Raw genomic sequence first — 12,583 nt, forward strand, 5'->3', positions numbered from 1 at the left:
GGTTGCTTATGTGCCCTGTCTCTGGCTCTACCCCACGCTGGATTGAAACGCCACCCCCACCGGGGTCATTTCGTGCCATTTTCAAGTGGGGTGACCCGCACACCTTTAAACACCCCAATGCGGGTCTGATCCGTCTTTTGCAGGAACGCCTGGGCGTTCGCCTGAAAACCGATCCCTCGCCCCAATGGCTTGGTTTGGAGCCGGTGCCGGAACTGCCACCCCCTTCGTTCGCAGAACATCATCTCAGGGCCCTGGCCGACATGGTTGGAGCCGAAAATCTGCGATGCGATACCTTCAGCCGGGTGCGGGCATCCTATGGCGCGGGCATGGTGGATCAGTTGCGTTTGCGCTTGGGCATCCTAGAAAACCTGCCGGCTGCGGTGTTGGCGCCGCGCACGGCGGAAGACGTTCAGGCCGTGGTGGCCTATTGCCATTCCCATCGCATTCCGCTTTATGTCTATGGCGGCGGTTCGACCGTTACTCGCGGGCGCGAGGCGGTGCAAGGGGGGATCACCCTGGACTTAAGCCGTCATTTAAATCGCATTTTAGACTTCAATGAGACGGATCAGACCGTCACGGCAGAGGCGGGCATTCGCGGGCCGGACTTGGAGAAAGCGCTCAATGAGGCACCACAGCGCTTTGGAGCGAAGCGCCGCTATACGTGTGGGCATTTTCCACAATCGTTTGAGTATTCCAGCCTGGGGGGATGGGTGGTCACCCGCTCTGCCGGGCAGAATTCGACCTATTACGGCAAGATTGAAGACCTGGTGCTGGCACAGGATTATGCGACCCCGGTGGGACGTTTGAAGACACCCCCTTATCCTCGCGCTGCCATCGGCCCGGATCTGGATCAGATCATGATCGGAAGCGAAGGGGCGTATGGGGTGCTGTTGAACGCGACCCTGCGCGTTTTTCGCTATCAGCCCGAGAACACCCGCCGCTTCGCCTTCTTCTTCAAATCTTGGGAGCAGGGGCAGGCAGCCATGCGGGAGATTCTGCAATCCGAAGCCGGCGCCCCCTCAATCTTTCGCCTTTCGGATGGGGATGAGACCGAAGTAGCCATGCACATGTACGGCCTGGCCGGCACGCCGGTGGATGGCTTTTTGACCCGCCTGGGGTACCGTCCTTGGGAACGGTGTTTGCTGATCGGCTCGTGTGATGGGGAGCGTGGTTTTACGGCCAACCTGCAGCGGCATATTCGGGCCGTTTGTGGGGATCATGGGGGTCTGAACCTCAGCCTGCTACCAATTACCCAACGCTGGGAACGCGAGCGATTTCGCGATCCTTACTTACGCGAGGATTTGTTGGATTTCGGGGTCATCATTGACACTCTGGAATGCGCCGGCACCTGGGGGCAACTCCCGGTTATCTATCAGGAAGTGCGCACAACAGCCCGAAACTGCGGCGTACCACTGGTTATGACCCACATCTCGCACGTTTATCCGCAAGGGGCTAACCTGTATTTCATCTTCATCCTGCCCTTTACCTCCATTAGCGACTATCTCGATGTACAATATGCCCTGATTGAAGCCATTCGCACCAGTGGGGCGGCCGTTAGTCATCACCATGGGGTGGGCAAGCAAACCGCACCCTGGCTGATGGAGCAACTGGATGCCACGAGCCGGGGGGTTTTACAGGCTCTGAAGGATTACTTCGACCCCCACCATATTCTCAATCCCGGGGGTACGCTGGGTCTGGATATGATCCCGGAGCAAGCCGAAAAACGTTGGGGTAAGGTCTAGCGAGGTCACCATGAGCGAACCTACCATCTTAGCGATTGACATGGGCACCCAAAGCGCCCGTGCCTTGTTATTCGATTTGCAGGGTAACTTGCTCGCCAAAGGGCAGCAAAAGATTGAGCCCTATTATTCGGTCGCGCCGGGCTGGGCCGAGCAAGATCCTGAGGTCTTCTGGCAGGCGATATGTGCGGCTTGTCAGAAGTTGTGGCAGCAGCCAGGTGTGGATAAGACGCGTATTCGTGGGGTAGGACTGACGACCCAGCGTGCCACGGTGCTCAACCTGGATCGTAATCTGCGTCCATTACGTCCGGCCATTGTGTGGATGGACCAGCGGCGCACGCAGGGGCTTAAGCCTATTGGCGGGCTGTGGGGATTGGCCTTTCGCCTCAGTGGGATGACTGCCACGGTCAGGTATCTTCAAGCCGAGGCTGAGGCCTCGTGGATTCGCACCCATCAGCCCGAAATTTGGGCCCAAACTCACAAGTACGTGTTGCTCTCGGGTTACCTGACCTACCGTCTGGTGGGGGATCTGGTGGATTCGACCGGTTGTCAGGTGGGCTATTTGCCTTTTGATTATAAGAAGCAGGCTTGGGCCGCGGCATGGGATTGGAAATGGCAGGTGGTGCCCCTGCCACGTGAGGCTCTGCCCCCATTGCGCCACCCCGGCGAGGTGCTCGGCCATATTACGCCTGAAGCCGCCACGGCGACGGGTATCCCGGCCGGGCTGCCCCTGATCGCTACTGCAGCAGATAAAGCCTGTGAAGTGCTGGGAAGCGGCTGCCTGACGCCGGATCTGGCCTGCCTGAGTTATGGGACCACCGCCACAATCAACGTCACGTCGCAGCGGTATCTCGAAGTAACACCACTTATCCCCCCTTACCCTTCGGCGGTGCCGGGTGCTTACAGCCTGGAAGTCCAGGTCTATCGCGGTTACTGGATGGTGAGCTGGTTCCGCCAGCAGTTTGGCCAACCGGAAGAAGCCCAGGCCCAGGCGCAAGGGCAAGAGCCCGAGATGCTGTTTGATCGCCTGGTCAATGCGGTGCCGCCCGGCTCGGATGGGTTGATCTTGCAGCCTTACTGGTCACCGGGGCTCAAAGAACCCGGCCCTGAGGCGCGTGGGGCGGTGATCGGTTTTCGCGACATGCATACGCGGGCGCATCTGTATCGGGCCATTCTGGAAGGGGTGGCCTATGCCCTGCGCGAGGGGAGCGAGCGGATTGTGCGGCGAACGCGGGTACCCATTCGCGAGTTGCGCGTGGCAGGGGGCGGTAGCCAGAGCGAAGCCGCCATGCAACTGACGGCGGATATTTTTGGCCTGCCGGCAGCGCGTCCTCACGTCTATGAAGCCTCGGGGCTGGGAGCGGCTATGGTGGTAGCGGTAGGGCTGGGTTTACACCCCGATTTCGCCACCGCCGTGCAGACGATGACCCGGCCGGGCAAGCGCTTTGAACCCGTTCCCGAGCATCATCGGCGCTATAATGATCTTTACCATCGGATTTATTGCCGCCTTTACGATCGCCTGCGCCCCCTCTATGCGGAGATGGAGAGGATAGAGGCCTAGTCGCCAAGGCGTTATGCTTGATTCCTTGTATGAGGTAGTGTACTATATAGTCAATAACAACCATCCGGCACTCTTTTATTTAGAGATAAGAAGCAAGGGGAATTACCCTAACAAAGCAAAGCCTTATGTATGGACACAGAACATAATGCGTTGAAAGATCATATTCTACGATCTCTTCAGGAGATGGGGTTTACCATTGATGAAGAGGGGCGTTTACATGCCCCGATTGAAGAAAATAAAGACTTTCTACGGCAGCTTCATTTGCCCGCGCGTCAAATGGAACTCCAGACTCATCAAATCTGGCTACAACGCGTATGGCCTCGTGTGGCCGCCTTTTTTGCAGAAGGAACCGAAGTAATACCAGAGAAAATTAAACCCGTTCTAATCGAGGTTGAGTCAACTTGGCAGCAAAATTTGTTTCGCGTTGCACGTTTATTGTGGTCTCTCCCTTTCTCTAAAGGCTACGGGCGACGGTTGCGGTTCCTAGTCATGGATAAGAGTAATGGTAAATTGATCGGAATTCTAGCCCTTCAATCGCCACCGCTCAGTTTCCCTGCCCGAGATCGCCGGTTTCGATATCCACCGGGCAGGAAGACTGAACTTGTGAATCAGACCATGGACATCCAAACGCTTGGCGCTGTACCGCCTTACAGCCGTCTTCTGGGAGGAAAACTTATCGCGCTAGCGGCAGCATCCAATGAAGTGCGTGAGGCCTATCGACGAAAATACGCCTATCGCACAACCGAGATAGAGAAACGTCTGTTGCCTTCCCATTTGGTAGCCCTTACAACTACCAGTGCGTTTGGTCGTAGCAGCCTCTACAACCGCTTGAAATATCGAGATATGTGGATCGCGGAACCCTTGGGTTACACGGAGGGCTATGGTAGTTTTCATCTAATGATGTTTTATCCCTTATTTCGCTCACTTCTTGAGAGTCAAGGGATCTCAACGCGGGGAGGATTTGGCACTGGCCCGCGCCGGAAGTGGCAAACGATGGTGCGTGCCCTCGCCCGATTGAATTTACCCGGAGATTTGCTTCGTCATGGGATCAAGCGTGAAGCCTTTTTGTTCCCCCTCATCGACAATCTTCAGGATTATATGGAGGGACGTACTTTCACCCCCCTATACCGAGACCTACCTTTTGAAACGCTAGTCAGGTGGTGGCGAGAACGATGGTTATTGCCGCGAGCTGAGCGGGTGAATGGATGGCATACTTGGAGTCGAGAGGAATTGAAACCATTATTGTTACTTGATCCCGCCACTGGAGAGATCCAATGATGGAAGCCCCCGAACGTCCTTTTGCAGAACTTCCGGGTGCACTCGTTGAGGAGTTACTTAATTATACGCAAGCCTTGAGTAAAGAGCTTGGAGACGAGTTTTACCAGATTCAAAACCGACGTGTACGGTGGCGCGAGGAACTTCGTAGGGAAAGTATCCTGGGTCACGTTTCGAGTCTTCCTATTGGTGAGATTCCTACTACTAGTGGGATAGATGGCTCCTATGCTCTGGAACGTTTGCTGGCCAATGATTTAGCCGTCGTTGCAGCGCTTGGTGTGGAAGGATTAACACCTCCTTCTGAGACTCGGCATTGGCCATTCCCTCATCACAAGGTGTGGATAGAGATTGAACCCCATGAAAGTGAAACTGGAACTTTGCTACGTGCGATTATGATGGGCCTGGAACTGATCTTAGCTGCCCAAGCACCTCATGACGTAGTTCTTTTAGACGGTTCGTTGACCACACCATTGATCTACTTTAACCAAGCGCTGAACAAAAGGCTAGAAGTCCCACATTTGCGTACTTCTTTATTCTTGAATGATCATATGCTTGAATTCCTGGAAGCCTACGCTACGATTCTTACGTCTTCCCGATCAGATCATCTATGGCTGGCTATCCCAAAATATACTACACGGAGAGAAATTGCCTCTCGTCTAAAATGGTCAACTAATCATGATGATCGAGCTCTACTCTCTTTTATTCTCGAACCAGGTGAACTGACCTTTCCAACTCCTCTTCAAAATCCAAGTCAACCCTGGCACTTAAACATAGAGGGCCTTAACGATCGGAACAAATCGTCTCTAGAACAAACTGTATCACATGTCACTGAGGCCCTTTATAACCTGCAAGTTGTGTATTACCGTCCTTATTCATGGATGCCTGCTTTGCGCATTGAGATGAGTCGCAGTGTAGCTGAGAATCCCTATCGTTTGGCGCTTGCAATGCAAGCAATTTACTTCCAAAGTAGTGCTCCTGCAATTATGGAGCCTTATCCACTTTATCTGGCGGACCGAATGGTAAAGCAACTTTCGAGTTCTATACCAGCCCTGCGTCAAATTATCAGCCAGCATATTGCCGAAACTTATCCTGGAAAAATCGAGGAGGTCTTCTTAGGCCTTCATGGATATCGTACTGAATCGGGGGTTTGATCATGAAAGATACTATTGATCACTTGGTTAATCAGGCCGAACGTATTGGTGTGATTGGCTCCCCTTCCTCTACTTCTGAATTGACCCTGGATATTCTGGGTACCGCTGCCGCTAAGAAGTTGGTAGGTGAATTGGCCTTCTTTCGCTATGTTCAAGATGGTCAAGCACATTATGCCTTGGGACAAATCACTGAAATCAAGTTGCGCAATGTTTGGCATGAAGACCCTACAATGCGTAGCTTGGTACGTCAACGAGGGCGTATTGATGCCGTGAGTGAACGTCAGGATACCCATTTGGGAGAAATGGTGATTAGCGCTGTATTTTCAACCAGCTCTAATTATAGTTATCGCCCCAGCATTTTGGGTACCGTACCTAGCACAGGCACCCCAGTGTATCTTGCCAACGATACAGTTATTCAAGAATTATTGTCGCTCTATCGTGACCAGTTGTTTTATTTGGGGCATGTCTATGGCTCAACCCCTTTACTCCCCTTGTGGTTTAAACATTTTGATAGTGGACCTGAGGGTGCAGGCGAAGCTTATCACTTGGGAATCTTTGGGAAAACTGGTTCTGGTAAGTCGGTGCTCGCTAAGATGATCTTGCTAGCGTACGCCCGTTATCCTATGATGGCTCTTCTGGTCATTGATCCGCAGGGTGAATTTTCTAAAGAGGCCAGAGGCGAGACAGTGCCGGGTGAGTTTCGGTTACCAATGCAGAAAATCCTAAGTGGGCTTAGGAAACCGGTCCAGGTACATGGTGTAAGAGACCTGGTGCTAGATCGATGGGAACTTTTTGCCCAAATTCTTTATGAGTCACCTTTCTTTGAGCAGTTGAGTATTCCAAAAGGGGAAAATCGGCAGTTAGCAGCAAACACATTGGCTGATCGCTTACAGCGTGCCAAGGTTATGCTAAGAGATCTTCATACCCGTCAAGCCTTTGAGCGTGCTTGGGAGTTGCTCGGCGATGAAAATGTACAAAAGGTATTTTATCGCGCGGATGGGCCAAGAGCACGATTTCAGTCTATGTATGACCAAGCAGATCCCGATTTCTTCTTTGCGAACTATTGGCTTCCCGTTACACAGCTGTTTCGCGAAGATCGGCGGGATGCGAAAAAAGTAGAGCAGTTACTGACCAATATGTTCGACCCGGATCAGGCTCAGCGGCCGCTTGTGATAATTGACCTCTCTATCGAACAGGTGACTCAGGCCACAAATAGCATAAACGCGCTTCCTCTTTTTGGGGGTCAGACTCAGCCTCAAGAAACGCCATTATTTTGGAACGAAATGATTCAAGCATTGGTTATCCGACGATTATTGGAAGGAATTCGTACAGCCGCAGAAATTGCATATAAAAAGGGACGCACACTTAATACACTGGTATTAATAGACGAGGCCCATCGCTTAGCTCCGCGTGAAGAACCTGAGAATGATGAGAAGAAGGCTATTCGCGGTATATTGATTGATGCTGCTCGCACTACTCGAAAATATGGGGTGGGCTGGTTGTTTATTAGTCAGACCTTATCAAGTCTGCATCGAGAGATTCTTGATCAACTAAGAATATTCTTCTTTGGTTTTGGGCTAAGCATGGGAGCAGAATTTAAAGCCCTAAGTGAATTAGTGGGTGGGCGTAGCAAAGCTCTGGATCTTTATCAGCTTTTCCGTGATCCTCACTCATCTTTCGATTCTACCTCGCGAGAATACTCGTTTATGACCACTGGCCCAGTTTCGCCCCTTTCCTTTGCTGGTACTCCGCTTTTCTTCAATGCGTTTAACACAGTTGAGGAATTTCTCAAAGTTAATCACCTGGACTCCTGAATGTTTATTCTCCCCCACACCCACACAAAATCCACTTCTTGCGGCTCGCCCAGGCCGGCAGTAGCCTCGGCCAGTCGGTCCGGGTCGCCGCTGCGGTGCAGATCGAATAACACCAGCACGGCCTGACCGGCCTGGATGCGCGCTTTCATCTCGGCCAGGTCGGGGGCATAGTCCGCGCGGGGCTGATCCTGTACCGGGTCTATGGGGGTGGGGAGAGGCAAACAGGAGCGCCTGGCATAAATGTGAATAATGGCCGGGCGATCACTGTAAATGTACATCTGCGGGGGTAAATCCTGGAGCACAGACCATAAACGTGTCGTTTGTACTCCGCGGTGGGCAAAACCCTGGCCTTCCTGGCGCAACATTTGGGCGGTAGTGATTCCATCCCATACCAACAACGGCATCCAGAGGATTAACCCGACCAGGGCAATCCGACGCGCTACCTGGTGTGGAGAGGTCAAAGCCCGGCCCACACCAGTGACCCCCAGCGCCAAAAACATCAGATAGACCGGAGAGAGGATGCGATCATTGATCGGGATGCTGGCATCCCACAGGCTCACCGAGACAATGAGAAACAGCCAGTAAATGAGGACAAACAGCGCCGGTGCCAGCCAGGGTGGTAAAGCAACTTCTGGCGAGGCTTTCCACAATTGTCGAAGCCCGAGACTTGCGGCGATGATGATTAGCACACATGCCAACAACCCCAGCGCCGAAAAGACGCTCCCTAAAGGTGGAAACAGGCGGATCAGCCAGTCTGGCGCAAAAGCGTTCAGACTGTTCTGAAGACCGTGCCGTAAGGATTCCAGGCTGATTGGATGCCAGGCGATCTGCCGGTTGCCCACCGTTTCACCCACCTGCCAGGTGTAAAGCGTCCAGAGCGCTGGTAACGGCAAGGCGCCCAGTAACCATCGCCCCAGGTTATTCCAGCGTCGGTCTCGTACAGCCTGCCCGATCCACAATAAACCGAACGTTGCCAGCAAGGCCGCGCCGGCATAGCGCGTCAGGTAGGCTAAACCGGTGGCTAAGCCGTTGAGCACAGCCCAGGGGGACTGAGATGAACGACGAGAGAGGTGCCAGGTGATCAAAGCCAACAATAAAAAGGTGAAAAAGAGCGGTTCGCTCAACATATAAATGTGGAGATTCAGACCCCAGTCCGAGAACGCCCACAGCGCAGCGGCCAGCAGCCCCAAATCGTTGCGTCGGCTCAACAGGCGCACCCAGAACCCCAAAAGCACAATGTTAAAACCGAAAAGCAGAGGGAGTAAGAGGCGCGCCGCCTGCAAGGGGTCGGTGCGGGTGATCAGGGACGTTAACATCAGTGCGAGTGAAAAGAGAGGCGGAAAATGGGTGATCGGTTTGAGCCCCATATCACCGGAAAGGCGCATATACCCCTGCCCAGCGAGCAAATGACGCGCACCTCCAATATACACGGCTGAGTCGTTGACCAGTCCCATGCCATAAGGGGTAGCCGTCACCACCAGCCAGCCCCCGATCAAACCGAGCACGATTAGTGCAGCAATGAAGATATCGTTACGTTCCCACGCGCGTTGTTTCATGGGGAAATTGGGCCTCCCTGCACCGTTTTAACCACACAGAATAGCGCGCCAGCCCGCCCAACCGTAAAACGCACCGGGTCATTAGGGTGGTGGCTTAAGTCCTGGTTATAGCGGGTAATGAGCAGGAGCAGGCTACCCGGGTACGTCGTGTCATTCGCCGGGTCAAAACCCTCCACAGTAACATTGGCAGCGGCGTAGCGGCGCGCAATCTGGGGTTGGCGTAAGGCAAACACGGTCACAGGATGGTTTTGGGCTTCCTGGTTGATCAAATGCATCGTCTCTTTGTAACAGGTCAGCCAGTAATCGGTTTCAAAACGTCGAAATGCGCCACCGGTGCCGCCAATAAAGGTATTGTAATAGGTGTACTGGTAAGGGTGTAGCCGAACCAGAGCGAATATACCCGGAGCAAGAATTAACAGGCTCAGCCCTAAGCGTAGCCAGCGAGGGTGCAGCCAGGTTAATAAGGCATCCAGACCCAGGCCGGCCAGAAGGAAGAGCGGTGGCACCAGGAAAAGAAAGTGGCGATAGCCATCATACATGGGCGGGCGGCGGAGCAGGACATAGCCCAGAGGCAGGATGAGCCAGAGACAGACCAATGCGAAGGAACGCCACTCCAATCGGCGGTGCCAAAGGCGTACCCCGCCCACTCCAATGCCAAGCGCTACCAGCGGCCATACTGGTTCGGTCAACGTGAGTTCCAGAAGGGTAGGTAGATAACTGCGAGGCAATTGATTAGAGGGATAAACCTGGCCGTTAAAGAGCACCGGCAGAATGTGGGGGTTATTGGCCATGTGGCGTGCCACTTCAATCAGGCGGGCGATAGGGTTATCCCAGAGGAAGGGCCAGGTGAAATAAGTTACCACCGCTGCGATCACCGCATAAAGGAGCAAGGGTTTCCACGAACGGGGGTAGGGTTGGAGTAAAAAATAAAGCCCGACCAGCGCCCCGGCTAACGGCCCCAGGACGCGAATCGAGGTGAGAAGTCCCAGCAATACCGCCCCCAACCCCAGCCAAAGGAAAACATGGCGCTTTTCGGTTGACGAGGCACCAGGGTCTTGCCACCGCGGCCAGCGGGGTAGTGGGGTTAAGCGGGCGCGCACTTCCGAACTCAGGCGTTTCATCTCCGCCGGCCAGATCAGGCTCAAAAAGGTGTGGATGAAAAGCGGCGTGATCAGCACCGTGAGCACCGTCCGCAGGCGCACAAAGAGCACCCAGGCTTTGTTGATATAGGCTTCGGGTGGGGTTTCAGGTGCCCGCGCTGCAATGGTGAGGAACAATCGCCCCAACAGCGTTGTCGGTTCGGCGTAATAAGCCGTGGTAATCACTTCGCGCAGCCATTGATGGAGCCACCCTGCCAGGAGATAAGTGGCAGCAAGACAGGTTGCAATCACCAGCATGGCGGCGTGCCAGGCTGTCAGCCGCCGTTGGGGTGACGCGGTTTCAGGTGATATCTCTGCCAGGGGTGGCGATGAAGATGCTACCAGCCGATCCACCCAGTTCAAGCCGGCGTTAATGGTTAGAATGAAGAAGACCATGAAAGGCATATCTTTAGGGTTGATGAATCCATGCCCCCATAGAACCGGTTGGGTGGCGAAGAGCACCGCGGCTCCCAGGGCCGCCCATCCGCTCATCCAGCGCCGCGCCAGGAAATAAAAGCCGATAACGCCGATCTGAAAGGTGAGGAAATTGACCAGGTGCCACCACTCATCGCGATGCACGCCCGGGGTGGGCAGTGCGCGCAGGATGTCTATGAGCGGGCGCCCCAGGAGCAGGTAAGCCGGGCCGTAATATTTGTGATCGGTTGCGCTCGGGCCATAGGCGCGCTCTAGGTCAAAATCCCCGCTCAAACGCGCAGCGATGGAATAGGCATAATCTACAGCATCCCCGTAGGCATAAAACAGCGGCTCATCCCAGGCGAAACCATAGTCGTCAAAGATGAACAGGGCTATGAGTAAATTGAACAAAACGAAAATCCATAACCAGCGTTGTGCTGGATCGCGTTGGGACAAAGGAGGGTTGGGTAGTTTATTCATCAACGTCGGTAAAAAGTTCCCCATTTTATTCTTGGACGTCTAAAGTATAACCTGGGTCAACGAAGGCCCTTGCGGTTACCGAACTAGCAGGGTTCAAGAGCAATAGGGACATCGAACCTGAAGGATGAACCAGATGATAAATATAAAGCATAAGTGGGATCAGCGCCAGCCAGCGCAACCCACTAAGGCCCCAATGAGGCAAAATCACAAACGTCAGGTTAGATAAAGTGGGCCATATTCCTAATGGGAAGGCAAACCAGACTAATAAATCGTGAGGTTGGAAATAAGGAGTGACCAGCGGTATGGAAAGGAAGAGCAAGTTTAAACGTTTAACGTCGTTGAGTGGAAGTAGGAAAGGAATTCCCCAAAGGATTAAACTAACCGGGCCAACATAGCGCCACAAGGAGATACTGGCCTGGTCGTTGGGAGGTTGAAGACTGTAGCGGGTACCGAGGGTGCTCAACCACTCTGGATAAAGGCTCAGGAAAATCCCGATGATGGCGAATGTAACGCATGTGGTCAAGAAGTATGTGCGTTTAGAACGCCGGGCGAGAAATGCTAGGATAATCAACAGAGGAAGGCCCCATTGATACTTGGTCAGGGCAATACAGGCACCGATTCCTGCCAGTAACCACCGATCGTGCAGCAAAGCCATCCAAAAGACTGCAACTCCAGCCGCCAAGATCCCGGTAATCTGCCCATAAAAGATCACAAAAAATAGAGTCGCCGTAAACCAAGCCCACACCCCTCCACCAAATACCCGCCAGGCGAACCAAAAGCCCAGAATATTTAACACCCCCCAGATGAGCCATGCGACGTTTAGAGGCAACCTTGCCAGGAGTTCAAACATGGGTAGCCAAATGGGGAGGTAATAGTACCTTTGAAGAGTATGCCTTTCGGCATCGAGGTAGTTCTTCAGATCTACGGGATAAACCGCTTCGCTTTGATGCAAAACGAATACTGCCAAAATGGCAAAGGCCAGAATCACCCCTAACCATTCAGTGAGTCGAATTTTCTGGGATAATCTTTGACTTATCATTTGAGCATGAATATGGATGGCATTACCCGCTGGGCGAGTCATACCACAGCCCCCTTTTGTTTTTGACGATAAAGATATTATATCGCCCCGTGCATACATTGACTTAAGGTGGTCGCCTTCTCAATACTTAACCGATGCCGATGGCGTCTTTCTCGATGACAGGGTTGATTTAGAAACCATCCAATTTGATCAGAATCGCCCTTTTGAGTGGCTTGTCTTTGATAAGAGGTTCATCTTATTGAGAATTTCATGGCGAATCATCGGCGCAGTTTTCTTCTGGTCCTGGTTGTGCTTGGCGCAGCACGTCTTTCAGCCTCTAGCGTCTGTCTACGCCTTTAATTCCGTTCATGCCAAGCCCGGCTGCGCTTTCACCGGTTTCCACACTGAGCGGGGATAAACGACGCCTGAATCTGGG

The 12,583-nt window shown here is 53.2% G+C and carries 8 protein-coding genes; 5 read left to right on the forward strand and 3 right to left on the reverse strand.

Going from position 1 to position 12,583, the window contains the following annotated elements:
• Nucleotides 1–8: 8 nt before the first annotated feature.
• From QYE77_RS09665 to QYE77_RS09685, 5 genes are all read left to right on the forward strand, one after another.
• The gene (locus QYE77_RS09665; RefSeq protein WP_315625196.1) at nucleotides 9–1,742 is read left to right on the forward strand and encodes an FAD-binding oxidoreductase; all 1,734 of its coding nucleotides are present in this window, start codon (nucleotides 9–11) and stop codon (nucleotides 1,740–1,742) included.
• A gap of 10 nt (nucleotides 1,743–1,752) precedes the next feature.
• The gene (locus QYE77_RS09670) at nucleotides 1,753–3,300 is read left to right on the forward strand and encodes an FGGY-family carbohydrate kinase (protein WP_315625197.1); all 1,548 of its coding nucleotides are present in this window, start codon (nucleotides 1,753–1,755) and stop codon (nucleotides 3,298–3,300) included.
• Between the two features lie 129 nt (nucleotides 3,301–3,429).
• Nucleotides 3,430–4,578: a Druantia anti-phage system protein DruA gene (locus tag QYE77_RS09675; RefSeq protein WP_315625198.1), complete on the forward strand. Its 1,149-nt coding sequence runs from the start codon at nucleotides 3,430–3,432 to the stop codon at nucleotides 4,576–4,578.
• Entirely contained in the window at nucleotides 4,575–5,726 is a 1,152-nt protein-coding gene (locus QYE77_RS09680; RefSeq protein ID WP_315625199.1) for a DNA double-strand break repair nuclease NurA, read from the forward strand. Before QYE77_RS09675 ends, QYE77_RS09680 begins: the two co-directional genes overlap by 4 nt.
• A gap of 2 nt (nucleotides 5,727–5,728) precedes the next feature.
• Complete coding sequence (locus QYE77_RS09685; protein WP_315625200.1) at nucleotides 5,729–7,540, forward strand: ATP-binding protein; 1,812 nt, start codon at nucleotides 5,729–5,731, stop codon at nucleotides 7,538–7,540.
• Here the strand turns inward: QYE77_RS09685 and QYE77_RS09690 are convergent.
• From QYE77_RS09690 to QYE77_RS09700, 3 genes are read right to left on the reverse strand one after another with little or no spacing between them, the layout of a single operon-like run.
• Nucleotides 7,525–9,096, reverse strand: coding sequence for a phospholipid carrier-dependent glycosyltransferase (locus QYE77_RS09690; RefSeq protein ID WP_315625201.1), 1,572 nt, complete (start codon nucleotides 9,094–9,096; stop codon nucleotides 7,525–7,527). The genes QYE77_RS09685 and QYE77_RS09690 overlap by 16 nt on opposite strands.
• Nucleotides 9,093–11,129, reverse strand: coding sequence for a hypothetical protein (locus QYE77_RS09695; RefSeq protein WP_315625202.1), 2,037 nt, complete (start codon nucleotides 11,127–11,129; stop codon nucleotides 9,093–9,095). The genes QYE77_RS09690 and QYE77_RS09695 overlap by 4 nt, the downstream gene beginning before the upstream one ends.
• Before the next feature lie 25 nt (nucleotides 11,130–11,154).
• The gene (locus tag QYE77_RS09700; protein WP_315625203.1) at nucleotides 11,155–12,210 is read right to left on the reverse strand and encodes a glycosyltransferase family 87 protein; all 1,056 of its coding nucleotides are present in this window, start codon (nucleotides 12,208–12,210) and stop codon (nucleotides 11,155–11,157) included.
• Nucleotides 12,211–12,583 lie beyond the last annotated feature (373 nt).

It is taken from the genome of Thermanaerothrix solaris (assembly GCF_032334255.1).
GTDB classification, from domain to species: domain Bacteria; phylum Chloroflexota; class Anaerolineae; order Anaerolineales; family Anaerolineaceae; genus Thermanaerothrix; species Thermanaerothrix solaris.

What these genes read in the sequence shown, in the direction of transcription:
- QYE77_RS09665 (WP_315625196.1), top strand. Translation starts at nt 9, where the DNA reads ATGTGCCCTGTCTCTGGCTCTACCCCACGCTGGATTGAAACGCCACCC.
- QYE77_RS09670 (WP_315625197.1), top strand. Translation starts at nt 1,753, where the DNA reads ATGAGCGAACCTACCATCTTAGCGATTGACATGGGCACCCAAAGCGCC.
- QYE77_RS09675 (WP_315625198.1), top strand. Translation starts at nt 3,430, where the DNA reads ATGGACACAGAACATAATGCGTTGAAAGATCATATTCTACGATCTCTT.
- QYE77_RS09680 (WP_315625199.1), top strand. Translation starts at nt 4,575, where the DNA reads ATGATGGAAGCCCCCGAACGTCCTTTTGCAGAACTTCCGGGTGCACTC.
- QYE77_RS09685 (WP_315625200.1), top strand. Translation starts at nt 5,729, where the DNA reads ATGAAAGATACTATTGATCACTTGGTTAATCAGGCCGAACGTATTGGT.
- QYE77_RS09690 (WP_315625201.1), bottom strand. Translation starts at nt 9,096, where the DNA reads ATGAAACAACGCGCGTGGGAACGTAACGATATCTTCATTGCTGCACTA.
- QYE77_RS09695 (WP_315625202.1), bottom strand. Translation starts at nt 11,129, where the DNA reads ATGAATAAACTACCCAACCCTCCTTTGTCCCAACGCGATCCAGCACAA.
- QYE77_RS09700 (WP_315625203.1), bottom strand. Translation starts at nt 12,210, where the DNA reads ATGACTCGCCCAGCGGGTAATGCCATCCATATTCATGCTCAAATGATA.